The organism is Labrys sp. F242, from assembly GCF_057813875.1.
The window spans coordinates 2,622,989-2,646,729 of sequence record NZ_JBVASG010000001.1 but is presented as its reverse complement, the minus strand read 5'-3'; the positions used below and the strand labels follow the sequence as shown (position 1 = coordinate 2,646,729).

Genomic DNA, 23,741 nt, shown 5'->3' with positions numbered 1-23,741 from the left:
CTGCAGGCCGGGCCGAATCAAGCCACCCTCATCCTCGGCGCACATTCTCCAGGACGAAGAGCCGGATTGCCGAAGACAGATTTCCTTGGGCGCGTGTGGCATCGATCTCGGCAACGACGTCCGAGAGCGTGAGATCGCGCTTGGCGGCCAGTTCTTTCAAGGTTTCCCAGAAGGCATCCTCCAGGGAAACGCTCGTCTTGTGGCCGGCAATGACGATGGAACGTTTAACGACTTTGCTTTTCATGGCAGCCCATCACTCTACATTATTGGGCTTCAGGCGGTGTCTGTCGAGGTGCCTTTCGGCCTCCTGCTTATCCGCCTGCAGCCTTTCTCTATCGATGCGCGAGAGTCCATGGATCGAGCGTTTCCGGGCAGCTTCCTGCTCGGCTTCGGCCCTTGCCCGAGCCTTGCGTACTCTCCTCAAATTCACGATCTCAGTCATCAGCTTACCGGAAAGGAACTTTCTCTCAAGTGAACAACTTCACTATCGACTTGAGGCCCGATCTGGGCACATCTTGTAAGACATATGCCTTGATTGGAAAACAACGTTCCTGTCATTCTTTATCTGGCGTTATCATCCGTGCAAGGCTCATCGCATTTTCAAAAGCTCTTTCATCCATTATTTTTGCCGCCAATATTTCCTGAAGTAGAGTGGTACCGTTATGGTGCGCTGTCTTCGCAATATAAGCTGCCTTATCATAGCCGATGACAGGTGTTAGTGCGGTCACCAGCATGAGGGAGCGCGCCACGAGATCGCTGATTCGGGAAGTGTCGGCCTCGATTCCGCTGACGCAGTGATCGGTAAAGCTGTTGGCTGCGTCGGCAAGCAGTCGGATAGACTGCAATGTCGCGTCGGCGATCACCGGCTTGAACACGTTCAGTTCCAAATGCCCCTGGCTGCCGGCAAAGGTGATGGTGCTCTGATTGCCGAACACCCGTGTGCAGACCATGGTCATCGCCTCGCATTGGGTCGGGTTGACCTTGCCCGGCATGATGGAAGAGCCCGGCTCGTTTTCAGGCAGAATCAACTCGCCGAGGCCGGCTCGAGGGCCCGAACCGAGCAGCCGGATGTCGCTGGCGATCTTGAACAGGCTGACGGCCACGGTGTTGAGCGCACCATGGGCCGCCACCAAGGCATCATGCGTGGCGAGGGCCTCGAATTTGTTGGGGGCGGTGACGAAGGGCAGGCCGGTCAGGGCAGCAAGTTCAGCCGCGATCCGTTCGGCGAACCCCTCGCGAGTGTTGAGGCCAGTGCCGACCGCCGTGCCGCCCTGCGCCAGGGGCATCAATTCGGCAAGGCCAGCCTCGATCCGCCGGATGCCCTGCTGCAACTGCGTGGCATAGCCTGAGAATTCCTGACCGAGCGAGAGTGGGGTCGCGTCCTGCAAATGGGTGCGGCCGATCTTGATGATGTCCTTGAAGGCTTCGGCCTTCTGTTCCAGGGCGGAAGCCAGATGGCGCAGTGCCGGCAGCAGCCGGTCATGGATCTCCCGGGCGGCAGCCACATGCATGGCGGTGGGGAAGGTATCGTTGGACGATTGGCCGCGATTGACATGGTCGTTGGGATGCACCGGCTTCTTAGAGCCCATGGTGCCGCCGAGCATCTCGATGGCGCGATTGGAAATCACCTCATTGGCATTCATGTTGGTCTGCGTGCCGGAGCCGGTCTGCCAGACCACCAGGGGAAACTCGTCATCAAGCCTGCCGTCGGCGACCTCGCGAGCCGCGCGCTCGATGGTCTCAGCCAAAGCGGGGTCGAGCACGCCGAGCTCGCGATTGGCGCGAGCGGCCGCCAGTTTGATCAGCCCGAGAGCGTGAATCAGCGGGCGGGGCATCTTCTCGGCGCCGATGCGGAAATTCTCGAGCGAGCGCTGGGTCTGTGCCCCCCAATAATGCCCGGCGGGCACCTCGATCGTCCCGAAGGAGTCGCTTTCCTGGCGGCTGGCGGGGGTGGCTTCAGTCATGATGGTCTCCTGCAACTGGCCCCATGCGGTCAGCCCTGGATTCGGGGAGGGCATGGCGGCTCGTATTCGAGTCTCCGGTGGGCATCCAAGGCCGCTGCCGCATGCCGATTGAGGATGGCACGGGCAGGGCGAGACGCCCTCTCTCTCAAATAAGGCATGTCAAGCCTGAGGAAAGCTCCGTCAAACCGCAATCGCCTCTTTTTTCTGCCGAACAGGCAGCCTATATTCCCTTTGCCGGCTCGCGCCGGCTATGGCGATAAATGGTCATCGAAATAAACCTTTCGGACCCGGGGGCAGTACCCGGCGCCTCCACCAGAGCCCGTCAGGGCGGGCTGCGGCGGGGGCGAAACAGGATCGACGAGGGTGTAAAGGGTGTGCTTTCGCTCGGCATGGTTCCGCCGATATCGGGCCTTTTCAATAGTTGCCAACGACAACTATGCTCCGGTTGCGGTTGCCGCGTAAGCGGTAACTAGACCGAAATCAAGTCCTGACGGGTAGCACCGGCAGGCGGGGTTCGGAGGCACCTGGCAACAGAAGCCTCCACTTCATTCCGGTCTGCCTGCAGGCCATCCGAAGATGCGGTCTGCAAGGCGTATGAATGTGCCAGCGGGCCTGATGTAATCAAAAGCTGGCCTGGTAAGAATTGCGCGATGAGTATTGACCATATCCGATATGATCTTCTCACTCAGGATGCGCTGCGCGGCATGGTTCGCCGCGTGCTGGCCGATGCTGCCCGCATCGGACTGCCGGGCGACCATCATTTCTTCATTTCCTTCAAGACGCAGTTTCCCGGCGTCAGTATTCCGGCGCGCCTGGCGGAAAAGTTTCCGGAAGAGATCACGATCGTCCTCCAGCATCAGTTCTGGGATCTCACAGTCAGCGATTACGGCTTCGAGGTTGGGTTGTCTTTTGGCAATGCCCCCGAGCGGCTGGTCGTGCCTTTCGCTGCCATGACGGCCTTCTTCGATCCGTCAGTGGATTTCGGCGTGAAGTTCGAGGTCGACGAAGTCGAGACGGAAGAGGAAGCCGCACCGGTACCGGCGCCGGCTGCGATTCGCGCAGTTCCGCGTAGTGACGAGGGCGAAGCCGGCAAGCGTGCACCGGCCAAGGAAGCCGGGACCAAAGAGGTTGCGGCCAAGCCTGCTCGCAAGAAGGCCAGCGCTCCTGTTGAAGAGCCGGTTACTGCGACGGCAGGCGAAGGCGGTGAGGACGAGCAGCCCGCCGAGAGCGAGAAAATCGTCAGCCTCGATCATTTCCGTAAGAAGAAGTAAGCGGCCTCACACGAGTGACATCCTCGCCAGCATGAGCGGGGTCACGTCCTGCTCTGCATCAAGCTGACGGCTTGGTTGTCGGCTGAGGCCGCAGATGCCTCATCCGCCTCTCCCTTCCCCGCACACGCTGCGTTTCCAGGAGCAGGCGAGACGCCCGCAGTTCCAGGCACAGTGCTTCCCTGCGCACCTTTAATTGGATCGCCCGAAGCAATTACGAATGGGCCTCCGCAAGGCGGAGACCCATCGTCTTGTAAGATCTGAAGCCCAGGCTCAGTTCAGGCTAAGTGCCACGAAGCGCAGCTCACCCTGCGTGTTCGACAACAGCAGCAGAGCCTGCTTGGTGCCGGACTTCTTCAACTCCTCGATGCGCTTGCTCACATCCTCGGGATTGGAAACCGCTTGCTGGCCGACCTGGAGGATAACGTCGCCGACCTTGACCTGCTTGTCCTCGGCCGAGGAGCCGTTGTCCACCTTGGTCACCACCACGCCCTTGGCATCGGTGGCAAGCTTGTATCTGTCGCGCAGCTCCTTGGTGATGCCGGACATTTCCAGGCCGAGGGCCTTGGTAATCTTCGGTTTTTCAGGCGTTTCGGTGCCGCGGGTGGATGCCTTGATGGCGGCATCGCTCTCGTCGAGGCGTGCGACGGTCACCGTCTTGGTCAGGGTCTGGCCCTTGCGCAGAATCACCACCTCGACCTTCTTGTCTACCGCCGTGTCGGCGACGAGGCGGGGCAGGTCCCGCATTTCCTTGATGTCGTGGCCGTCGAATTTCAGGATCACGTCGCCCGGCTCGAGGCCTGCCGGCTTGGCCGGGCCCTTGTCGTCGACGCCGGCGATCAGCGCGCCCTGCGCCTTTTGCATGCCCAGGCTTTCGGCGATGTCGTCACTAACGCCCTGAATACGTACGCCCAGCCAGCCGCGCCGCGTCTCGCCATAGAGCCGAAGCTGCTCGATCACGGGCTGCACCGTCGCCGACGGCATGGAGAAGCCGAGACCGATCGAGCCGCCTGTGGGCGAGATGATCGCCGTGTTGATGCCGATGACGCCGCCATCCATGTCGAACAGCGGCCCGCCGGAATTGCCCTTGTTGATGGCGGCGTCCGTCTGCAGATAATTGTCGTAAGGCCCCGAATTGATGTCGCGGTTGCGGGCCGAGATGATGCCCAGCGTCACCGTGCTCGACAGGCCGAAGGGATTGCCGATAGCCATGGCCCAGTCACCGACGCGGACCTTGTCGCTGTCGGCGAACTTCACCGCTTTCAGCGGCTTGGGCGGGTCGACCTTGAGCACGGCCACATCCACCTTCTTGTCGCGGCCGAGCAGTTTGGCCTTGAGCTTGGAACCGTCGTTGAAATTGACCTCGATGTCGTCGGCGTCGTCGATGACATGGTTGTTGGTGACGATGATGCCGCTGGGGTCGATGACGAAGCCCGAGCCGAGAGCTTCGGTCTTGCGGGGACGCTGCATCCCCTTGCCTTCCTTGTTGAAGAACTGGTTGAAGAATTCCTCAAAAGGCGATCCGGGCGGCAGCTTGGGCATCGGGGCCCGCGGCTGGTCCTCGCCGTCTTCGTCATTGCTGCCGGAGGCTACCGTCTGCGAGGTCGAGATATTGACGACGGCATCGATCAGTTCGGCCGAGAGATCAGCGACGGAGGGCGGGCCCGCCGCGGCCATGGCAGGCGGCGCCACCAGGGTTGCCGGGCTGGCGGCGATCAAGGCGGCGATGGCAACGGCGCCGCTGCGGCGCATCAAGCTGTTGAGTTGAATCGGCATCAAGTCCTCGGATGGTCACCCGCATCGGTGTTGATGTGGGGCGCGGTCGGATTGAATTTCAAGTGCGGAATGCGGCGCGAGCGTGACGCACTCGTAAGTTCACGCAAAGTTGGGGCTTGTCAGTTTCGTCTGCAACAGGAAGCGGCGGTGCGGCCCAACACCGGGCCGACACGTCACATGCCCCTTACAACCCAGATTATGATGATACCGATGATGGCGGAAATGAAGCCGGCGAGGCGAAGCTGTGCGTTGGGGGAGTTGGCGACCGAGACCATCATGCGCCGTACCGGCTCGGGAAAGGCCAGAAAGAACAACCCTTCGATCGCAAAGGCCAGTCCGAGCGCCGTGATGAAATCACCGAAAGAGAAACTATTCATCCGCCCCACACATTATATGAACCTCACCCGAACCTTCCGACGGCTCGCGATCCTAAGCAGGTTCCTCCTGATCGAGCCACGGGCGCGATCAGGAGGAACCTGCAAGATATCAACATTTGCGTAGTTCCCTGGCGAGGCCCATCCGCGGACCTCGCTAGGAAACTACGCTTGAGCAAAACGCGTTCATACCTGAACGCTTGTTTGCTCCAGTTCCTTGTTTCCAAGCCAATCCAACGGATTGGCCAGAGCGTTTTTGCGATTCTTGCTGAACTCGTCAAATCGCAAAACGCTTTTGGCAAGGGCGCCGACGGAATGTTCGCGGCGGTCCTATGAAAACGCCGGCCGCAACGAGGCGGCCGGCGCAATGGAGCTTTATCTAGGGCCGACGTCAAGCCTATTGCGCCGGAGCAGCCTGAGGAGTCGGGGCCGCAGGCGCCGGTGTTCCTGCTGGGGCAGCCGGTGAGCGAAGATAACGGAAGTAATCCCAGTCCGGGCTGATGAAGACCTGCGTGTTGTCAGGCTTCATCGCATCGACGTAGTTACGCATCGACAGGTAAAACTGGAAGAATTCCGGGTCCTTGTTGTAGGCGTCTGCCAGGACCTTGATGCGGCTCGAGTCGGCCTGGCCGGTTGTCTCCGAGGCCTTGCCGCGTGCTTCACCGAGGATCTTGGCGACCTGCCTGTCGGCGTCGGAACGGATAATCTGCGCCTGTTGCGTACCCTGCGAGCGAATCTGCTGGGCCTCCGTCTGGCGCTGCGACTGCATGCGCTTGTAGACGGCCTCCGAGTTGGCCTGCGGCAGATCGGCGCCGCGGATGCGTACGTCGACCACCTCGATGCCGAGGCCGGCGGCTTCGCGATTGACCTCGGCGCGGATCTTTTCCATCAGTCCGGCGCGCTGGTCACGCACGACGGCAGCGAAGGTCGACTGGCCGAGAATTCGGCGAACCGCCGAGGACAGGATCGAGGAAAGCTGCAGTTCCACGCCCTTTTCCGTACGCGAGGTCTGGAAGAAGCGCAGCGGATCCGAGATACGGTAGCGGGCGAAGGCGTCGACCTTCAGGCGCTTCTGGTCGCTGGCGATGACTTCCTGCGGCTGGCTGTCGAGGTCGAGCACTTGCTTGTTGATGTACTCGACATTCTCGATGAAGGGCCATTTCCAGTAGAGACCGGGCTGGGTCTTCGCCGGCTGCGCCTCGCCGAAGCGCAGTGGCAGGGCGTAGTCGCGCGGCGTCACCGTGTAGGCCGACAGATAGGCCAGGACCAGGACGGCACCGGTCGTGATCAAGGCAATGGTTCCAAGCGGGGATTTCATTGCGCCGCTCCCTGCTGGGGTTGCGCCGAGCCGGCCGGCCGCTTCAGCACACGGTCGAGTGGCAGATAGGGTACGATACCCTGGCCCTGCGTCTTGCTGTCCAAGATCACCTTGTTCGTATCGGTGAGGATGGCTGTCATGGCTTCCAGATACATGCGCTCGCGGGTGACCACGGGGGCCTTCTGATAGGCGCTGAAGACTTCGTTGAAACGGGACGCCTCACCGGCAGCTTCGGCGACGGTGCGCGCACGATAGGCCTCGGCCGCCTGGGTGATACGGGCGGCTTCACCGCCAGCTTCCGGGATCACCTTGTTGGCATAGACCTGCGACTGGTTGATGGTGTTTTCCTGGTCGGCACGAGCGGCCTGCACGTCGCGGAAGGCGTCGATCACCTGGGGCGGCGGATCGACATTCTGCAACTGCACGAGGCGGACCATGACGCCGGCCCCGTAGCTGTCGAGAGCCCGCTGCATTTCACCCTGCACCTGCTGTTCGATCGCCTGGCGATCGCCCGTCAGGATCGGCGTGATGTTGCGCTGGCCGACGGCCTCGCGCATGGCGCTCTCCGCCACGGCTCGGATCGTTCCCCTCGGATTGGCCAGATTGAAGGCAAACTTGTCCGCCGCCGACGGGTTGATCTGCCACTGCACCGTGAAGCCGATATTGACGAGATTCTCGTCACCGGTCAGCATTTCATTGGCGCTGTCGCTGTCGCCGCGCGTGCCGATATTGATGGTCTCGACATTGGTGACAGTGAGCTTTTCGACCGCACCGATCGGGTAGGGCACGTTGTAGCGCAGGCCCGGCGGGCTCAGCGTCTTGTAGCTGCCGAAGACGAGATTGAGGCCGACCTCGTTGGGCTGCACGCGATAGAAGCCGGTGAGCAGCCACAGGCCGATCAGCGCCACGGCGCCGATTGCGATGTTGCGCGGCGTGAAACCGCCGCCACCCTGGAGATTCTTGAGGCCGTCCTTGCTGCGGCGAAGCCAATCTTCGAGATCCGGGGGCTGGGAACCGCCGGATGGACCGCCACCCCAGGGGCCACCGCCCCCCGGTCGCCCGCCGCCGTTGTTGCCGCCGCCGCTACCCCAGGGGCCACCACCGCCGCTCTGGTTACTCCAAGGCATGTCTTGGTCCTTTGATTGTTCGCCTGCCTGAAGCAGGACGAAAGCCCATTCCAAAGAACGGAATAAGCTGGAGAGAAGCTGCATATAGGAATGCAACCCCCCCGATCAATCCGAAACCATGTTTGAAAACAAGCCTCTAAATCCACCAAACCCTATTGGGATGAAGCTGTCTTCGCATGGCAAAGCTGCAGAAATTCATATGCAGCCCCTTGAAATTCCTATGTAAACCCGACGCTGGACTGCGATTGCCGGCCATCGTGATGATCACGTGTTAAATTTCGTTCATCAGCGCGGCTGAGGCAATTGCAAGTGCCTGATCAGGCTCGACGAAGCGCCACCCCGGCATCTGGTGGCGGAACCAGGTGAACTGGCGCTTGGCGTAATGGCGCGTATCGGCCTTGGCGCCCGCAATGGCCTCTTCGAGCCCGATTTCGCCGGCGAGGTAGCGGCAGAGCCCAGGCACGCCATGGGCCCGCATGACGGGCAGGGCAGGATCGAGCCCCCGCTGCGAGAGTGCGCGAACCTCCTCGATGGCGCCTTGCCCGACCATCAGGTCGAAGCGCCGATCGATCCTGGCATAGAGTTCGGCGCGCTCGGGGCTGAGAAAGAGGCGCAGGCATTTGTCGGCATCGAGCAGAGGCGGCGAATGCGGTTCGCTCTGCCATTGCGACAGGGAGCGGCCGGTCGCCTCGAAAATTTCGAGGGCACGGATTAGGCGCTGGCGATCGCTGGGCCGCAGACGATTCGCCATGGCCGGATCCTTCTGGTTCAGCCAGGCGTGCAGGGCCCCGGTCTCCATGCCTTCGGCCTTGCCGCGTATCGCGTCGCGGACGCTGTCGGGAACGGCCGGCATCTCGGCGAGCCCTCTTTCCAGGGCCTTGAAGTAGAGGCCGGTGCCGCCGATCACGATGGGCAGGCGTTCCTGCCGCCGGACACTGTCCAAGGCGGTGGCCGCGTCATCGCGCCAGCGTCCCACCGAATAATTGATGGCTCCGTCGACATGGCCATAGAGCAAATGAGGCGCGCGCGCCGTCTCGCTCGCGTCCGGTCGGGCACTGAGCACGGCGAGATCGCGGTAGACCTGCATGGAATCGGCGTTGATGATGCTGCCGCCGAAGCGTTCGGCGAGCGCCAGGGCCAAAGCTGACTTGCCGCTCGCCGTCGGACCTGCGAGAAGCACCGCGTCATATTGAATGGCTGTCACTCCGGATACCTGCCCTCATGTCCCTTGTCGCCACGCTGATCTCCCATCCGGACCGTCCCGCCCTTGACGCAGCTACCCTGTCGCACGCGGCGCAGTCGCTGGCCTCCCCCGGAGCTCCCGTCGTCCTGGCACCCGGCGTGGCAGTAGACATAACCTGCACGGCCGATGCGCCGATCGTCGAGATCGAGGCTCGTTTGCGCGAGGCCCTGGCAGGCAGCGCGGTGGATCTGGTGGTGCAGGAAGCCGAGGAGCGGCGCAAGCATCTTTTCCTCGCCGACATGGACTCCACCATGATCGGCCAGGAGTGCATCGACGAATTGGCCGATTTCGTCGGCGCCAAAGCGGTGGTGGCCGAGATAACCGAGCGTGCCATGCGTGGCGAGATCGCCTTCGAACCGGCTCTGCGCGAGCGTGTGGCCCTGCTGAAGGGACTGCCGGAGAGCATCGCCGACGAGGTCATCCGGGAACGCCTGACCCTGACCTCGGGCGGACCGGAACTGGTGCGCACCATGCGGGCGAACGGGGCCTATACGGCGCTCGTCTCGGGTGGCTTCACCTTGTTCACCGCCAAGATCGGGGCAATGGTCGGCTTCGACGAGCATCAGTCCAACCTTCTCGTGGTGAGGGATGGCCGCCTTACCGGTGAGGTGGCCGAGCCGATTCTCGGCAAGGAAGCCAAGCGCGCCAATCTCGATCGCTTACGGCAGGCGAGGGGGCTGGCGGCCTCCGATACGATGGCGGTCGGCGATGGCGCCAATGATCTTGCCATGCTGGGCGAAGCCGGTCTCGGCGTGGCTTATCGTGCCAAGCCCGCGGTCGCCGCGGCGGCTCGGATGCGGGTGGAGCATGGCGACCTGACGGCGCTGCTCTATGCGCAGGGATATCGCAACCAGGATTTCGTGCGCTAGACATTGGGCGCCAGTACGGGGCCACGTCCACCAACGGGAAGCGGGAGCTGCATGATGATCAACGACGGCAATCAGGACTTGCTGGACGTGCTGAAAGCCCGCTTCGAAGCCAATATGAAACGCCACAAGGGCCTCGACTGGGCCAAGGTGCGGGCACGTCTGGAGGCCGATCCCAAGAAATTGCACGCCCTTGGCGAGATGGAGCGCACAGGAGGCGAACCGGACGTAATCGGCCACGATTCGGGGACCGGCGAATACGTCTTCTACGACTGCTCACCCGAAACGCCCAAAGGCCGCAGAAGTCTTTGCTTTGACCGGCAGGCGCTCGATGAAAGGAAGGAGCACAAGCCGGAGGGCAGCGCCGTCGACATGGCCGCCGCTATCGGCATCGAGCTCCTGACGGAAGAACAATATCGTGCGCTACAGGAACTGGGTGCGTTCGACCTGAAAACCTCGAGCTGGGTGAAGACGCCGCCCGAGATCAGGAAAAAGGGCGGAGCCCTGTTTTGCGATCGCCGCTATGACCATGTTTTCTTGTACCACAACGGGGCATCTTCCTATTATGCCGTGCGGGGGTTTCGAGGCGTGCTCAAGGTGTAATCCGAAGATCGGCCAGATGTCGGGCTAAAGCGACCGTCGGCGTTCGTACATAGTTTAGCAGGAAATCCGCGCTAGCCTTTCAAGAGCCGCCATCTCGACATGGCCGCGCAGACTGAAAGATTGCGTGCACAATTCTCTCAGGGGGGTCGCGGAATCGGACGCCGCGGCTAAGATCAGGCCATGCTCGACCGCTCCCACAAGCCGCACCCTGAACAGGGCTATCTTGATCTCCTCGACCGCGTCTGGCGCGAGGGCACGCCGCGGGTCGACCGCACCGGCGTCGGCACACGCGCGCTGTTCGGCCAGAGCCTGCGCATCGATCTGTCCGATGGCACGCTGCCCTTGCTCACCACCAAGCGGGTGTCCTGGAAGACGATCGTGCGCGAGTTGCTGTGGTTCCTCGATGGCGGCACCAATATCCGGCCGCTGCTGCAGAACAAGGTGACGATCTGGACTGATTGGCCGCTCGCCAAATATCGCCAGGCAACCGGCGAGGCGATCAGCCAAGAAGATTTCGAGGCGCGGATCGTCGCGGACGAGGCTTTCGCGGAGCGCTGGGGCGATCTGGGGCCCGTCTACGGTGCGCAATGGCGCCATTGGCCGCTTTTCGTGCCGACCGACGTGCCGGGCGAGGAGGGGCTCTATCGCAGGGATCCCAAGGGGATCGACCAGATCGCGCGGCTCGTGCACGACATCCGCAACAATCCGACGTCGCGCCGCCTGATCTTCACCGGCTGGAACGTGGCGGAACTCGACGGCATGGCCCTGCCGCCCTGCCACACAACCTATCAATATTTCGTCGCCGATGGCCGGCTGTCCGGCCTGCTGCACCAGCGCTCCTGCGACGTCGGCCTCGGCGTGCCCTACAACCTCGTCACGGCCTCGCTGCTGATCCACATGCTGGCCCAGCAATGCGACCTGGAGCCCGGCGAGTTCGTCTGGTTCGGCGGCGACGTGCATGTCTATCAGAACCATGGCGATCTCGTCGCCCAGCAATTGAGCCGCACGCCGATGCCCTGGCCGAAGCTGCGCTTTGCCCGCAAGCCTGCCTCGATCCTCGATTACAAGTTCGAGGATTTCATCGTGGAAGGCTATGAAGCCCATCCGGCGATCTCCGCGCCGATCGCGGTATGATCGGGGCATGATGGCTATTCCCGTCATCATGGTTGCCGCCATGGCCCGCAATCGCGTCATCGGCGTCGATAATGGGCTGCCGTGGCACATGCGCTCGGATCTCAAGCAGTTCAGGGCCGCCACCATGGGCAAGCCCTTGATCATGGGCCGCAAGACCTACCAGTCGATCGGGCGACCGCTGCCGGGGCGTCGCACCATCGTGGTGACACGCGATCCCGCTTTTCAGGCAGAGGGGGTAGAAGTGGCCGCCAGCCTGGAAGCGGCACTCGAGCGCGGGCAGCAGGTCGCAGCCGAGATGAAGGCCGACGAGGTCGTCATTGCGGGCGGGGCCGCAATCTATGCCCAGGCCCTGCCGAAGGCGAGCCGCCTGCTGCTGACGGAACTGGACCTGGAAGCGCAGGGCGACGCTGTCTTTCCCGCCCTGCCGGTCGGGGAGTGGCGGGAGGTATCGCGCACGCCCCATCCCCGTGGGGAGGGGGACGATGCCCGTTTCGAGGTCGTGGCCTTGGAGCGCATTTGAGCCTGCGATGTCGTCGCCGATTTGAATTAAGGCCATTGTCCGGAAATAACTGAAGCACCGCCTTTGTCATGCCCGGGCATCCAGGGGCACCCTCTTCGACGTCTGGAGGGAGGGACTGGATTGCCTGGTCAAGCCCGGCAACGACAAAGGTCGAGCCAATTCGTTTCGTTTATTGACGGATGAATCCTAAGTCTGCTGATAGACGGCAATCACCTCATCGAAGTTGCGCTGTTCGAGATCCTTCCTGCGCATGAGGAAGTAGACGGTGCCTTCGCCCCAGGTGCCACCGCTCCAATCGGCGAGGTCGAGTTGGAGTAGCAGCGTCCAATCATGGGCTGCGGTCATGACGGCGGCGCGTTCTTTCTTCCATTCGTCCGACGACAAGTGCTGTTTGCCGAATTGCGAAACCACGACGGCATCGTAGCGAGGATCGTCCTGCTCGGGCTGGGGGCTGCCGAGAAGCTGCTGGCGGTGCCAGCGTCCCGTCGGCTTGAGCTTGCCACCGGCGGTGAGCGCTTCACCATAGGCGTCCTCGAAGCTCTGCCCGTTCTTGCCGCTTTGTGTTCCATTAGACGCCGAATAGGCGGCATAAAGTTTGGCCGATGCCTCCATCTCGATGGCGCTGGGGTCGGGCAGGCTCAGCCCCGCACGCAGCGTCATGGCGCGTTGGGGCGCGTCGTAGTTGCTACCTTCCGGCTGCGATGGTTCGGGCAGCTTGTATTTGACCCGATTTTCGGCGGCGTCGCGGCGCGCCTTCTCCGCTGCTTGCACCAGGTCTTCGGGCATGGCCAGCGTGGCGAGCTTGTCACGCGGTGCACGATCCCAGATCACCTTGGCCGGTCGCCTGCCGGTTTCCCAAGGCCCGACGGCAAGATCGTAGAAGAACAACAGGCGCCCGTCCGCTGGAAGCGGCGAGGCAACGCTGCCGAGCTTGGCGGCGTCCGCGAGATCGATCTGGGCGATGAAAGTGTAAGGAAGGCCCTGAGCGAGGTGTCGGCGCATCTCCGCACCCGCTTCCGCATTGCCGCGTTTGGCGATTTCCTCTGGATCGGCCGGCGCCGGCGGGCGGGGCCAGGCTGTGCCGGCCGGCAGGTCCGGCCTGCCGCCGAATTTGGTATCGCCAAGCACGACGCGTTTGCCGGGCGCTATCTCGAATATGAGGCTCGGCACCAGGGCCTCGACCAGCATTTCCACGCGCGGCGTGTCGAAATAGGCCTGCAGCGCCAGTCTGGCGTCGGAGGGGCTGTCGAACATCGTGACTTTCTTTTCATCGAGCCTCTCCCGAGTGCGCCAATGTCGAGGCGGGAGAAGGCAGGTTGCGGTCCTGGAAGATGACGGTTGCCAGATGTTGCGCAACAATTGGCAGTTTCTGCAAATCAGCGCTTGACCGCCTGTTTTTCAACCCTTACAACCCCGTAACTTTCGCAAAAAGGAGCGCTCCGTTGCGCAACATTCTTATCGTAGGTTTGGCGTTGTCGGTGGAGCGGGTATAGCCCGAATCTCCTTCGATGACGCACATGGGCCCCTTGAGGGCCTTTTTTATTGTCCGAAATCTCAGAGAACGATACTCGAAGTCCGAAAAGCCCGAGAAACCCGGAAGATAACCCAGGAAACTTGGAAGCAATTCGGAAGCCAAGGAAAAAGGCAATGTCGACGAAGCAAATGACCGGCGCGGAAATGGTGGTGCAAGCCATGATCGACCAGGGTGTGGACACCTTGTTCGGCTATCCGGGCGGTGCTGTCCTGCCGATCTATGATGCAATCTTCCAGCAGGAGCAGCTTCGTCACATTCTCGTCCGGCACGAGCAGGCGGCCGTCCATGCTGCCGAGGGCTATGCGCGTTCCACCGGCAAGGTGGGTTGCGTGCTGGTGACCTCGGGTCCGGGCGCCACCAATGCCGTGACTGGGCTGACCGACGCCTTGATGGATTCGATCCCGCTGGTGTGTATCACCGGCCAGGTGCCGACCCATCTGATCGGTTCGGATGCCTTCCAGGAGGCCGATACCGTCGGCATCACCCGCCACTGCACCAAACACAATTACCTGGTGAAGCGCATCGAGGACCTGCCGCGCATCCTGCACGAGGCCTTCCTGATCGCCGCGTCGGGTCGCCCGGGGCCGGTGCTGATCGACATTCCCAAGGACATCCAGTTCAAGGCCGGCGAATATTTCAAGCCGACCGACAACATCCACAAGACCTATCGCCCCCGGCTGGAAGGCGATCAGGACAAGATCAAGGCGGCGGTGGCGATGATCGCCGGCGCCAAGAAGCCGGTGTTCTACACAGGCGGCGGCGTGATCAATGCCGGTCCGCGCGCGACGGCGCTACTGCGTGAATTCGCCAAGCTCACCGGCTATCCGGTGACCTCGACCCTGATGGGCCTGGGGGCTTTCCCGGCGGCGGATCCGCAATGGCTCGGCATGCTGGGGATGCACGGCACCTACGAGGCCAATCTGGCCATGCATGATTGCGACGTGCTGATCAATATCGGTGCTCGCTTCGACGACCGCATCACCGGCCGTATCGATGCGTTCTCGCCGCATAGCCGCAAGATCCACGTGGATATCGATCCCTCTTCGATCAACAAGAACGTCAAGGTCGATATCGGCATCGTCGGCGACTGCGCGCATGTGCTCGATCAGATGCTGGCGGCCTGGCGCGAGCTGAAACCCGATGTCGACAAGGCGGCACACAAGAGCTGGTGGGAAGAGATCGCGGGATGGCGCGCGCGCAAGTCGCTCTCCTATCGCAACTCAGAAGAGACGATCAAGCCGCAATACGCGATCGAACGCCTTTATCAGCTCACCAAGGATCGCGACGTCTACGTCACCACGGAAGTGGGTCAGCACCAGATGTGGGCGGCCCAGCATTTCCACTTCCAGGATCCGAATCGCTGGATGACCTCGGGCGGTCTGGGCACCATGGGTTATGGCTTCCCGGCCGCGATCGGTGCGCAGCTCGCGCATCCGCAGGCACTGGTCATAGACATTGCCGGCGAAGCCTCCATCCAGATGATGCTGCAGGAGATGTCGACAGCGGTGCAGTATCGCCTGCCGGTGAAGATCTTCATCCTCAACAATGAATATATGGGCATGGTGCGCCAGTGGCAGGAATTGCTGCATGGCGGCCGCTATTCGGAAAGCTACTCGGCCGCCTTGCCCGATTTTGTCAAGCTGGCGGAGGCCTATGGCGGGGTCGGCATCCGCTGCACTAAGCCTGAAGATCTCGATGCGGCGATCATGCAGATGATCGACACCCCGCATCCTGTGATCTTCGACTGCCATGTCGACAAGTCCGAGAACTGCTTCCCGATGATCCCCTCGGGCAAGGCACATAACGAAATGATCCTGGGCGACGCGGCCGTCGACATCGGCAGCGTGATCGACGCCAAGGGCAAGCAGCTGGTGTGATCGCGCACGCACTTGCGTGCGCTGGGGGGCGCGGGCGTCTCGCCCGCTCTTCCTCTCCTGCATCCTCACTGTTTCCAAGATGCGGACGAGATGTCCGCGCACCCGGGAACGCGCTATGTGGAATATCAAATGACCGGATCTGCCTACTTCATGGCCTCGACGGCCGAGACCATCGTGACCCACACCCTCGTGGTGGAGGTCGACAACGAGCCGGGTGTTCTTGCTCGCGTCGTCGGCCTGTTCTCGGGCCGTGGCTACAACATCGAAAGCCTCACCGTGTCCGAGACGGAGCATGCCGAGCATGTCTCGCGCATCACGGTGGTGACGACCGGCACGGCCAACGTGATCGAGCAGATCAAGGCGCAGCTTGACCGCCTGGTACCCGTGCACAAGGTCGTCGACCTCACCTTGACCGGCAAGGCGCTGGAGCGGGAGCTCATGCTGATCAAGGTCCGCGGCAAGGGGGAAGCGCGCAGCGAGGCCTTGCGCATTGCCGATGCCTTCAGGGCCCGGGTGATCGACGCCACCGTCGAGAGCTTCGTGTTCGAACTGACCGGCAAGGGCGAGAAGCTCGACCAGTTCATCGAGCTGATGCGCCCGATCGGCCTCGTCGAGGTCTCGCGTACCGGCATCGCGGCGATCGCCCGCGGCCCAGAGCCTCTCTAGACCCTTCTTTCCATGCGCATAGCAGGCGTTGGGCGAAAGAAATGGAGCCCAACGCGCTTTTTCTCATCACAAACATTGCTTCAATTCCGATGTCGGGCTATTCGCCCGCATCATTTCCCTCATCATGAACTGTCTGAAGGACAAGGACCATGCGCGTTTACTATGATCGCGACGCCGATCTGAACCTGATCAAGACCAAGAAGGTTGTGATCGTCGGCTACGGTTCGCAGGGCCGTGCTCATGCGATGAACCTCAAGGATTCGGGCGCCAAGGAGATCGCGATCGCGCTGCGCCCGGGCTCGACCACCGCCAAGAAGGTGGAAGCCGACGGTCTCAAGGTCATGACCGTGCCGGAAGCCGCCAAGTGGGGCGACCTGTTGATGATGGCGACGCCCGACGAACTGCAGGCCGACATCTATCGCGACGAGATCGCCCCCCACATCCGGGACGGTGCGGCCATCGCCTTCGCCCACGGCCTCAACGTGCATTTCGGCCTGATCGAGCCGAAGAAGACCGTCGACGTCATCATGATCGCACCGAAGGGCCCCGGCCATACCGTGCGCGGCGAATACCAGAAGGGCGGCGGCGTGCCCTGCCTGATCGCTATCCATCAGGATGCCTCGGGCAATGCCCATGATATCGCTTTGTCCTACGCCTGCGGCGTCGGCGGCGGCCGTTCGGGCGTGATCGAGACCAACTTCAAGGAAGAATGCGAAACCGACCTGTTCGGCGAGCAGGTTGTGCTCTGCGGCGGCCTAGTCGAGCTGATCCGTGCCGGCTTCGAGACGCTGGTGGAAGCCGGTTACGCGCCCGAAATGGCCTATTTCGAGTGCCTGCACGAAGTGAAGCTGATCGTCGACCTCATCTATGAGGGCGGCATCGCCAACATGAACTACTCGATCTCGAATACGGCCGAGTGGGGTGAGTATGTCTCCGGTCCGCGTATCATCACCGATGAGACCAAGGCCGAGATGAAGCGCGTGCTCAAGGACATCCAGACCGGCAAGTTCACGTCGGACTGGATGCAGGAATACCGTGCCGGTGCTTCGCGCTTCAAGGGTATCCGCCGCCTGAACGATTCCCACCAGATCGAAGCCGTCGGCGAAAAGCTGCGCGGCATGATGCCCTGGATCGGCAAGAACAAGCTGGTCGACAAGGCCCGCAACTAAAATCTCGGAGATATTCTTTTCCGAATCTTGAAGTGTAATACCGAGAGTCGTTGTGAATGACTCTCGGTCCCGTCTTCGTGAATGGGTCAATCTTTCGCGAGTTGTTCAAGTCTTTGATGCGTCGGCATCTTCGAGATTTGAGGTAATCCTTGCGCCTCCTGCTGTGCCGGAATCGGGAGGCGCACTGGACAGCGCCCGTTTCCACCTATCAAATGTCATACCAAACCGCTTAAATGGAGAAATTTGGTATGACGGTCGAAGCATCCGCCGGAATTCTCGTTTCCGATCGCAAGCGACGGCACGCCATTGTCGCGGCGACCATCGGCAATGGCCTGGAATGGTTCGATTTCACCGTCTACGGTTTCTTCGCCGCCCTGATCTCGCGGCAGTTTTTTCCCAAGGAAGACCCGCTGACCGCCATCCTCCTGACCGTGACGGTCTATGGTGTCGGTTTTTGCATGCGCCCGGTTGGCGCCATCGTGCTCGGGGTCTACGCCGATCGCCATGGCCGCAAGGCGGCGCTCACCATCACCATCCTGACCATGGCACTCGGCACGGCCTTGCTCGGCTTTGCGCCGACCTATGCCCAGGCCGGCGTGTTCGGCGCGGCCGTCCTGATGCTGGCCCGCTTGATCCAGGGGTTTTCCGCCGGCGGCGAGGTCGGCAGCGCCACCTCCTATCTGGTCGAATACGCCAGGCCCGAGCAGCGCGGCCTGGCGGCGAGCTGGCAGCAGACCAGCCAGGCTCTCGCGGTGGTGCTGGGCGGGCTGTGCGGCGTCGCCATCACCCAGTTCCTGCCGCAGGAGGCGGTGGAGAGCTGGGGCTGGCGGGTGCCGTTCTGGTTCGGCTTGCTCATCGGTCCGGTCGGACTCTATATCCGGGCTCGCCTCGACGAGACCCCGGTTTTTGCAGCCCAGACGACGCGCAAGAGCGAGAGCCCCTTGCGCGAGACGCTGAGCGTCCACGGCCGCGGCGTTCTCTCCGGCTTCGGTGTCACCATTCTGTGGACCGTCTGCACCTATGTGCTGCTGTTCTACATGCCGCTCTATGTCGAGAAATTCCTGGGCATCCCGGCCAAGGACGCCTTCATCTCCACCACGCTGGGCGGCATCGTGCTGATGTTCGGCTGTCCGATAGCCGGCAGGCTGTCGGATCTGATCGGCCGCAAGACCCTGCTGCTCGTCGCCGCCATCGGCATCGGCATCCTGGTGATACCATTGTTCGCCTGGCTCAATGCCAATCCGACCTTGCCGGTGCTCGTCACCGTGCAGGTCGTGCTCGGCCTCCTGCTCGCCGCTTTCACCGGCCCCGCGCCGGCGCTGCTGGCCGAACAGTTCCCGGCGGCCCTACGCTCGACCGGCCTGTCGCTTGCCTATAATTTCGCTGTTGCCCTGTTCGGAGGCTTTGCTGCGCTGATCGTGACGCTATTGATCGAAAAAACGGGCCTGAAGATCGCGCCGTCCTTCTATGTAGCGGCGGCGGCCCTCGTGAGCGTTCTGACCCTTGCCACCATGCGTGACCGTACCGGACAGACGATCGATTGAAGGCGGGGCGGGCGAGACCGCCCTCTATTCCTCGATAGGCAAGTTTGGCAGCACTCTTTCTTGATGAGTGATAAGACATTGATTCTTATGGATTAATTCCAATTGGATATTGCCATTTCGTTAAGGTTGCGGTGCAATCATGCTGTCTCCGATCACCATGGAGGTGACAGAAATGGTGTCTGTTGCGTTTCGTCGTCAGTTGGAAGGGTACGGCCTCACCACGGCCAATATTCTCTATCGCCTGCCAGACCATCCGGCCCTGCTGCAGGCCTATGTCTGGCAGGAATACGATCTTGCTCCGGCCTTTCCGGAATTGCATAAATTCCTGGCTTTCTGGCGCGACAAGCTGGAAGGGCCTCTACATTCGATCACCGTCTCGCATAGCGGCCTTATCAAGCCAGCCGAATTGCGGGCGATCGGGCAGGAGTTTCGTATCCACTGAGACACCAAAGCGTTTTGCGATCCGACGTATCAGGCATGAATCGCAAAGACGCGTCGAAACAAGGAGTTAGAGTAAAGGGGTTTTCGTGAAAACGCGCTTTGCTCTGGCATCGTCCACGGATCGCGGTATAACGCCCCGCAAGCGTGCGGAGGCTCCGTGGACAAATATATCAATGCCGCCAGGCGGCTGATTTCGCATCTGGCCGACCAGTTGCAGGCTGATCTCGCCGTTGAGTTGTGGAATGGCGAGGTCATTCCACTCGGGCCTAGCGCCCGCACGGATCTGCGCCTGAAGATCTCGGACGCCGATGCGATCACGCGTCTGGTGCGTCGGCCTCATGCCCTTTTCGACCAGCTCATCCAGCTTCTGGCAGATGGCAGCCTGCGAATCGAAGGCGGCACGCTCCTTGACGTGGCCGAGCGGCGCGGGAGCATGAATACCAAGGGCCTGTTCAAGCGCCTGAGCAAGCTGCAACTCGTCCGCGGCTTGTGGCCCTTCGTGACACGTTCGCTGCCCAAGCAGGGCACCGCGGAGAAGCACGATTTCGAGGGCAAGATCGAGGGCAAGGTCGAGAAGGGCAGGGACGACAAGCCGCTCGTGCAGTTTCATTACGACCTGTCGAACGATTTCTACGGCCTCTTCCTGGGTCCGACCATGGCCTATACCTGCGCCTATTGGCCGAAGCCGGAAACCACGCTCGACGAAGCGCAGACGGCCAAGTTCGACATGATCTGCCGCAAGCTGCGCCTGCAGCCTGGCGAACGCTTCCTCGACATCGGTTCGGGCTGGGCGGGGCTGATCTGCCACGCCGCCCAGCATTACGGCGTCACTGCCCATGGCGTCACGCTGGCGCAAGAGCAGTTCGATTTCGCGCAGGAACGTATTGCCCGGCTCGGCCTCCAGGACCGGGTCACCGTCGAACTCAAGGACTATCGCGACCTGACGGGTACTTTTGACAAGGTTGCCTCCATCGGCATGTTCGAACATGTCGGCCTCGACAATCACGAGGCTTATTTCAAGAAGATCCACAGCCTGCTACGGCCGCGCGGGCTTTATCTGCATCACGCCATCGCGCGCCCGGCTAAGCGCGACATGAAGAAGTTCCGCAAGAAGCGGCCCGAATTCGCGGCGCTGACGCGCTACATCTTCCCTGGCGGCGAACTCGATACCGTCGGCATGTCGGCCAACGGCCTGGAAGGCAACGGCTTCGAGGTGCATGACGTCGAGGCTTGGCGTGAGCATTATGCGCGCACCACCAAGGCCTGGGCCGAAAATCTCTATGCCAGGCGCGACCAGGCCGCCGCCGAGGTGGGCGAGGCCAAGACCAGGATCTGGCTGCTTTATCTCGCTGGCTGCTCACTGGCTTTCGAGCGCTCCGCCGTCGGCATCTTCCAGACGCTCGCCTCGCGCAAGGCCAAGGGCCCCTCGGGCCTGCCGCCGACGCGTGAGGATCTGTACCGCTAAATGGTCTGGAAGGTCGCCGCGATCAGGCTTCTTGCCGCTGGAAGGCGATGGGTGGCTGTCCGGTGGCCGCTTGGCCAGCGAGGTCTTCGGGGCGGCTCCAGGAGAAAGGCCCTGTCTTGAGGCCGGCGAGGGTCTTGACCATTTCGGTGCGCAGCCAGGGCAATCGACTCATGGGGCCGAAGGCCAGGTTCCGTATCGGTCCGGTCAGGCGCGAATGCGACTGGAAGAACTGCGTCAACACGGTGCTCGCCATCTGATAGAAGCGGATATGGTCGCGACGCATGCGGACGAAGGCAGGCAGGGCCTTGTCGATGTCGGCATGGAGGGTGAGCGCATCGGCGAGGGCAGCCGCGTCCAGCAGCGCCATATTGGCGCCCTGGCCGAGCTGCGGGCTGGTCTGATGCCAGGCATCGCCGATCATCACGAGGCGCCCGTTTATCGGGTTGGCGACGGTCAATTGGGCATAGCGAGCCGGTGTCAGCTGCTCATGTCGGGTGAACTGCTGCGTTAGCGGCTCCGTATCCCGCCAGATTGCCGCGACCTCGGCCCGCCAGGTGGCGAGATCGGCCTGGGGCCAGCGATCCAGCTCCTCGACCGGCATGCTCCAGAAGAAGGCACTCAGCGGCGTCGGGTCGTGGGGTAACCGTCCGACCGGCAGCACGCCGATCATGAAGCGCGCCGTTCTGTAGCGCTGCTGCAGCGCATCGCGGGCAAAGCCGGTATCCTCAGCCACGCCCCAGACCGCGCCATGCCGGTAGGGCCGGCGTTGCGACAGTCCGAGCTTGTCCCTGAGCCGTGAGCGCGCGCCGCTGGCATCCACCACCAGATCGAATGGGCCGTGGCGCCGCCCGGCCCCGTCCTCGATCATGGGACGGTTGTCGATATCGCTGATCTCGGTGATATCTGCCGCCTGCTCCAGTGCTATGCCCCGCGCTTCAGCCGCGCTCATCAGCAGATGGAACAAGCTCGCCCTATGAATGCCGATGCCATGCAGCCCGGGCAGGAGCTCGTCATAGCGCCGGTCGAAGATCAACGGGCCTGTCGGGCCGCAGCGCCCGTAAAGGCGTTCGATCCGGCTGCCCAGAATGGCGGCTCCCTCGCGCAGACCGAGGCGTTCCAGCACCGCCAGGCCTGTCGGTTGCAGCAAAAGCCCTGCGCCAACCGGCTTGGCCTGGTCGAAGCGCTCGAACACCACCACGCGGTGGCCCGCATCGGCGAGGCAGGAGGCTGCTGCCAGACCGGCAACGCCCGCCCCGACGATGGCTATGGAAAGACTGACCATGCCCGCGACCCTACCGTGACGAGGCAGGCCTCGCCACCGGGGTGCCGTACTGGTCCACAGCGCATGTCTGCATGAAGAAACTATCCGCTCAAAAGAATAGCGGTTGTCAATTGTCGGAACAAACATAAGATGGTGTCAGCGCAGCGGATTCAACCGCCTGCGCCAGGCTCGCAAAGAGCCGCGTCGGTGTCGCGCACCGAAAGCAAAATGCCAGAGCTTTTGCGGTTTGACGGCGTTGCCCGCAAACGCAAAGACGCGTGGAAACAAAGGGTGAGAGCAAACAAGCGTTCCAAACGCGTTTGCTCCAGGGAGGAAATGAATGCCCAAGGATAGGACGCCGCATACGCGGCGCGATTTTATTCGTTCTGCCTCGTTCTCCGCTGGCGCTGCCGCGGCCTTGTTCGGGGGATTCGGCCTTGACCCAGCTTTCGCCGCCGAGGCTGCGAAGGTGGCCGGCCGCTCCGAAAAGCCGCTCAAGGCTGCCTTCTCCAATGCCGGCCTGCAGGCGACCTGGTGCGCGCAGGGCAAGGAAGCGGCCGAATATTGGGGCAAGCTCTTCAATGTTGAGGTGACCTGGTTCGACGGCCAGCTTGACGCGGTCAAGCAGCGCGCCGCCATCGACAACATGGCTTCGCAGAAATGGGACTTCGTCGCGATCCAGGCCTTCGGCATCGGCACGCTGACGCAGCCGGTGCAGAAAATGATCGATGCCGGCATTCCCGTCATCGACATGGACACGCTGATCGCCCCGCTCGACAAGATCAACGTGCATAGTTTCCTGGCCCCGAACAACGAGTTCATGGGTGCTTCGGTCACGCAGGCTTTGTGCACTGCCATTGGCGGCAAGGGCAAGATCATCATGACCCAGGGCGCCCTCGGCCATACCGGGGCGCAGGGACGGGCCAAGGGCTTCGAGAGCGTGGTGAAGCAGTTCCCCAATATCGAGGTGCTGGATACGCAGCCCGCCGATTGGGACGTCACCAAGGCGGCCCGCCTCTGGGAGACCTACCTGACCAAATATCCGCAGATCGATGCGGCCTTCTTTCACAATGACGACATGGCGCTGGCCGCCTACAACATCATGAAGGCACGCAACCGCACCGACATCAAGATCGGCGGCGTCGACGCCATGCCGCCGGCCATCTCGGCGGTGGCGGAAGGGCGCATGTTCGCCACCGTGCGCAACCCGTCCTGCCGCATTCATGGCGGGGCGATCGTGGCTGGTGTTGCCGCTGTGGTCGGCGGCGAGAAGTCCGGCGAAGGCGGCATCCCCAAGCAGGTCGTCACCGACGGCCCCGTGGTGACCAAGGACAACGCGGCCGGCATGCTCTGGATGGAAAAGCACTATCTGATCTGAGATCGGCGTGCCGGTTTGAACGACCAAGCCGGAAGAATGGTGGGAACCTCCACTTTTTGTCATCACCGGGCTCGTCCCGGTGATTCAGGGCCACGGACCCATCGGGTTGCGGTATCTGGATGCCCGGGACGAGCCTGGGCATGACAAAAGTGGCGTTTCTCCCAATTGGCCGCGACCTTTCGATTCCATTCCGAAACCAGGCACACCACCGCG

Annotated in this window: 22 protein-coding genes and 1 other RNA gene; 13 read left to right on the top strand and 10 right to left on the bottom strand. The window is 62.1% G+C overall.

What is annotated here, in order from left to right; translation table 11 throughout:
- Positions 1-28 precede the first annotated feature (28 nt).
- The 3 genes from ACZYTC_RS12425 to fumC form a co-directional block, all read right to left on the bottom strand.
- Positions 29-244, bottom strand: coding sequence for a ribbon-helix-helix domain-containing protein (locus ACZYTC_RS12425; protein WP_068282176.1), 216 nt, complete (start codon positions 242-244; stop codon positions 29-31).
- Positions 245-253: 9 nt separating this feature from the next.
- Positions 254-442, bottom strand: a complete 189-nt coding sequence (locus tag ACZYTC_RS12420; RefSeq protein WP_434955778.1) for a DUF4169 family protein — start codon at positions 440-442, stop codon at positions 254-256.
- Between the two features lie 112 nt (positions 443-554).
- The gene (fumC, locus tag ACZYTC_RS12415; protein ID WP_434955779.1) at positions 555-1,964 is read right to left on the bottom strand and encodes a class II fumarate hydratase; all 1,410 of its coding nucleotides are present in this window, start codon (positions 1,962-1,964) and stop codon (positions 555-557) included.
- Positions 1,965-2,158: 194 nt separating this feature from the next.
- On the opposite strand from fumC, the gene ssrA reads away from it, so the two are divergent.
- Both ssrA and ACZYTC_RS12405 read left to right on the top strand, forming a co-directional pair.
- Positions 2,159-2,509, top strand: a transfer-messenger RNA (tmRNA) gene (gene ssrA / locus ACZYTC_RS12410).
- Positions 2,510-2,614: 105 nt separating this feature from the next.
- Positions 2,615-3,235: an SspB family protein gene (locus tag ACZYTC_RS12405; protein ID WP_434955780.1), complete on the top strand. Its 621-nt coding sequence runs from the start codon at positions 2,615-2,617 to the stop codon at positions 3,233-3,235.
- Positions 3,236-3,505: 270 nt separating this feature from the next.
- Here ACZYTC_RS12405 and ACZYTC_RS12400 read toward each other — a convergent pair whose 3' ends face one another.
- The 5 genes from ACZYTC_RS12400 to miaA all read right to left on the bottom strand — a co-directional run bounded on the left by ACZYTC_RS12400 (position 3,506) and on the right by miaA (position 9,031).
- Positions 3,506-5,008, bottom strand: coding sequence for a Do family serine endopeptidase (locus tag ACZYTC_RS12400; protein WP_488989702.1), 1,503 nt, complete (start codon positions 5,006-5,008; stop codon positions 3,506-3,508).
- A 173-nt stretch (positions 5,009-5,181) separates the two neighbouring features.
- Positions 5,182-5,385, bottom strand: a complete 204-nt coding sequence (locus tag ACZYTC_RS12395) for a DUF2065 domain-containing protein (RefSeq protein ID WP_434955782.1) — start codon at positions 5,383-5,385, stop codon at positions 5,182-5,184.
- A gap of 394 nt (positions 5,386-5,779) precedes the next feature.
- Positions 5,780-6,700 (bottom strand): protease modulator HflC, encoded by a 921-nt coding sequence (gene hflC / locus ACZYTC_RS12390; protein ID WP_441773809.1) that lies wholly within the window; start codon positions 6,698-6,700, stop codon positions 5,780-5,782.
- Positions 6,697-7,827: an FtsH protease activity modulator HflK gene (gene hflK, locus ACZYTC_RS12385; protein WP_434955785.1), complete on the bottom strand. Its 1,131-nt coding sequence runs from the start codon at positions 7,825-7,827 to the stop codon at positions 6,697-6,699. The genes hflC and hflK overlap by 4 nt, the downstream gene beginning before the upstream one ends.
- Before the next feature lie 271 nt (positions 7,828-8,098).
- A complete protein-coding gene (miaA, locus tag ACZYTC_RS12380) occupies positions 8,099-9,031 on the bottom strand; it encodes a tRNA (adenosine(37)-N6)-dimethylallyltransferase MiaA (protein WP_488989701.1) in 933 nt (310 codons plus the stop codon).
- A gap of 17 nt (positions 9,032-9,048) precedes the next feature.
- Here miaA and serB point away from each other — a divergent pair, with 17 nt between their 5' ends.
- The 4 genes from serB (at position 9,049) to ACZYTC_RS12360 (ending at position 12,193) form a co-directional block, all read left to right on the top strand.
- The gene (gene serB, locus ACZYTC_RS12375; protein ID WP_441773811.1) at positions 9,049-9,939 is read left to right on the top strand and encodes a phosphoserine phosphatase SerB; all 891 of its coding nucleotides are present in this window, start codon (positions 9,049-9,051) and stop codon (positions 9,937-9,939) included.
- A 51-nt stretch (positions 9,940-9,990) separates the two neighbouring features.
- Positions 9,991-10,539 carry a DUF4256 domain-containing protein gene (locus ACZYTC_RS12370; RefSeq protein ID WP_434955788.1) on the top strand — a complete coding sequence of 183 codons (549 nt, stop codon included), beginning with the start codon at positions 9,991-9,993 and terminating at the stop codon, positions 10,537-10,539.
- Positions 10,540-10,719: 180 nt separating this feature from the next.
- A complete protein-coding gene (locus tag ACZYTC_RS12365; protein WP_441773813.1) occupies positions 10,720-11,673 on the top strand; it encodes a thymidylate synthase in 954 nt (317 codons plus the stop codon).
- 7 nt (positions 11,674-11,680) lie between these two features.
- Entirely contained in the window at positions 11,681-12,193 is a 513-nt protein-coding gene (locus tag ACZYTC_RS12360) for a dihydrofolate reductase (RefSeq protein ID WP_441773814.1), read from the top strand.
- A 186-nt stretch (positions 12,194-12,379) separates the two neighbouring features.
- Here the strand turns inward: ACZYTC_RS12360 and ACZYTC_RS12355 are convergent, their stop codons facing one another.
- On the bottom strand, positions 12,380-13,447 hold the full coding sequence (locus ACZYTC_RS12355) for a DUF1963 domain-containing protein (protein WP_488989700.1): 1,068 nt from the start codon (positions 13,445-13,447) through the stop codon (positions 12,380-12,382).
- Positions 13,448-13,840: 393 nt separating this feature from the next.
- Between ACZYTC_RS12355 and ACZYTC_RS12350 the strand changes: the two genes are divergently transcribed.
- The 6 genes from ACZYTC_RS12350 (at position 13,841) to ACZYTC_RS12325 (ending at position 20,889) form a co-directional block, all read left to right on the top strand.
- Positions 13,841-15,604 carry an acetolactate synthase 3 large subunit gene (locus ACZYTC_RS12350; RefSeq protein WP_488989699.1) on the top strand — a complete coding sequence of 588 codons (1,764 nt, stop codon included), beginning with the start codon at positions 13,841-13,843 and terminating at the stop codon, positions 15,602-15,604.
- Between the two features lie 129 nt (positions 15,605-15,733).
- Entirely contained in the window at positions 15,734-16,270 is a 537-nt protein-coding gene (ilvN, locus tag ACZYTC_RS12345; RefSeq protein ID WP_434955793.1) for an acetolactate synthase small subunit, read from the top strand.
- Between the two features lie 149 nt (positions 16,271-16,419).
- Complete coding sequence (ilvC, locus tag ACZYTC_RS12340) at positions 16,420-17,439, top strand: ketol-acid reductoisomerase (protein WP_434955794.1); 1,020 nt, start codon at positions 16,420-16,422, stop codon at positions 17,437-17,439.
- A gap of 248 nt (positions 17,440-17,687) precedes the next feature.
- A complete protein-coding gene (locus ACZYTC_RS12335; RefSeq protein WP_488989698.1) occupies positions 17,688-18,983 on the top strand; it encodes an MFS transporter in 1,296 nt (431 codons plus the stop codon).
- Between the two features lie 172 nt (positions 18,984-19,155).
- Positions 19,156-19,425 (top strand): usg protein, encoded by a 270-nt coding sequence (locus ACZYTC_RS12330; RefSeq protein ID WP_434955796.1) that lies wholly within the window; start codon positions 19,156-19,158, stop codon positions 19,423-19,425.
- Positions 19,426-19,581: 156 nt separating this feature from the next.
- Positions 19,582-20,889 (top strand): class I SAM-dependent methyltransferase, encoded by a 1,308-nt coding sequence (locus tag ACZYTC_RS12325; protein WP_488989697.1) that lies wholly within the window; start codon positions 19,582-19,584, stop codon positions 20,887-20,889.
- 22 nt (positions 20,890-20,911) lie between these two features.
- Here ACZYTC_RS12325 and ACZYTC_RS12320 read toward each other — a convergent pair whose 3' ends face one another.
- On the bottom strand, positions 20,912-22,171 hold the full coding sequence (locus ACZYTC_RS12320; RefSeq protein ID WP_488989696.1) for an FAD-dependent oxidoreductase: 1,260 nt from the start codon (positions 22,169-22,171) through the stop codon (positions 20,912-20,914).
- A 319-nt stretch (positions 22,172-22,490) separates the two neighbouring features.
- On the opposite strand from ACZYTC_RS12320, the gene ACZYTC_RS12315 reads away from it, so the two are divergent.
- Complete coding sequence (locus tag ACZYTC_RS12315; RefSeq protein WP_434955799.1) at positions 22,491-23,528, top strand: sugar ABC transporter substrate-binding protein; 1,038 nt, start codon at positions 22,491-22,493, stop codon at positions 23,526-23,528.
- Positions 23,529-23,741: the final 213 nt, after the last annotated feature.

Bases quoted from the DNA above. Each gene is read 5' to 3' on its own strand.
- ACZYTC_RS12425 (WP_068282176.1), bottom strand. From the start codon at position 244: ATGAAAAGCAAAGTCGTTAAACGTTCCATCGTCATTGCCGGCCACAAG.
- ACZYTC_RS12420 (WP_434955778.1), bottom strand. From the start codon at position 442: ATGACTGAGATCGTGAATTTGAGGAGAGTACGCAAGGCTCGGGCAAGG.
- fumC (WP_434955779.1), bottom strand. From the start codon at position 1,964: ATGACTGAAGCCACCCCCGCCAGCCGCCAGGAAAGCGACTCCTTCGGG.
- ACZYTC_RS12405 (WP_434955780.1), top strand. From the start codon at position 2,615: ATGAGTATTGACCATATCCGATATGATCTTCTCACTCAGGATGCGCTG.
- ACZYTC_RS12400 (WP_488989702.1), bottom strand. From the start codon at position 5,008: ATGCCGATTCAACTCAACAGCTTGATGCGCCGCAGCGGCGCCGTTGCC.
- ACZYTC_RS12395 (WP_434955782.1), bottom strand. From the start codon at position 5,385: ATGAATAGTTTCTCTTTCGGTGATTTCATCACGGCGCTCGGACTGGCC.
- hflC (WP_441773809.1), bottom strand. From the start codon at position 6,700: ATGAAATCCCCGCTTGGAACCATTGCCTTGATCACGACCGGTGCCGTC.
- hflK (WP_434955785.1), bottom strand. From the start codon at position 7,827: ATGCCTTGGAGTAACCAGAGCGGCGGTGGTGGCCCCTGGGGTAGCGGC.
- serB (WP_441773811.1), top strand. From the start codon at position 9,049: ATGTCCCTTGTCGCCACGCTGATCTCCCATCCGGACCGTCCCGCCCTT.
- ACZYTC_RS12370 (WP_434955788.1), top strand. From the start codon at position 9,991: ATGATGATCAACGACGGCAATCAGGACTTGCTGGACGTGCTGAAAGCC.
- ACZYTC_RS12365 (WP_441773813.1), top strand. From the start codon at position 10,720: ATGCTCGACCGCTCCCACAAGCCGCACCCTGAACAGGGCTATCTTGAT.
- ACZYTC_RS12360 (WP_441773814.1), top strand. From the start codon at position 11,681: ATGATGGCTATTCCCGTCATCATGGTTGCCGCCATGGCCCGCAATCGC.
- ACZYTC_RS12355 (WP_488989700.1), bottom strand. From the start codon at position 13,447: ATGTTCGACAGCCCCTCCGACGCCAGACTGGCGCTGCAGGCCTATTTC.
- ACZYTC_RS12350 (WP_488989699.1), top strand. From the start codon at position 13,841: ATGTCGACGAAGCAAATGACCGGCGCGGAAATGGTGGTGCAAGCCATG.
- ilvN (WP_434955793.1), top strand. From the start codon at position 15,734: ATGACCGGATCTGCCTACTTCATGGCCTCGACGGCCGAGACCATCGTG.
- ilvC (WP_434955794.1), top strand. From the start codon at position 16,420: ATGCGCGTTTACTATGATCGCGACGCCGATCTGAACCTGATCAAGACC.
- ACZYTC_RS12335 (WP_488989698.1), top strand. From the start codon at position 17,688: ATGACGGTCGAAGCATCCGCCGGAATTCTCGTTTCCGATCGCAAGCGA.
- ACZYTC_RS12330 (WP_434955796.1), top strand. From the start codon at position 19,156: ATGGTGTCTGTTGCGTTTCGTCGTCAGTTGGAAGGGTACGGCCTCACC.
- ACZYTC_RS12320 (WP_488989696.1), bottom strand. From the start codon at position 22,171: ATGGTCAGTCTTTCCATAGCCATCGTCGGGGCGGGCGTTGCCGGTCTG.
- ACZYTC_RS12315 (WP_434955799.1), top strand. From the start codon at position 22,491: ATGCCCAAGGATAGGACGCCGCATACGCGGCGCGATTTTATTCGTTCT.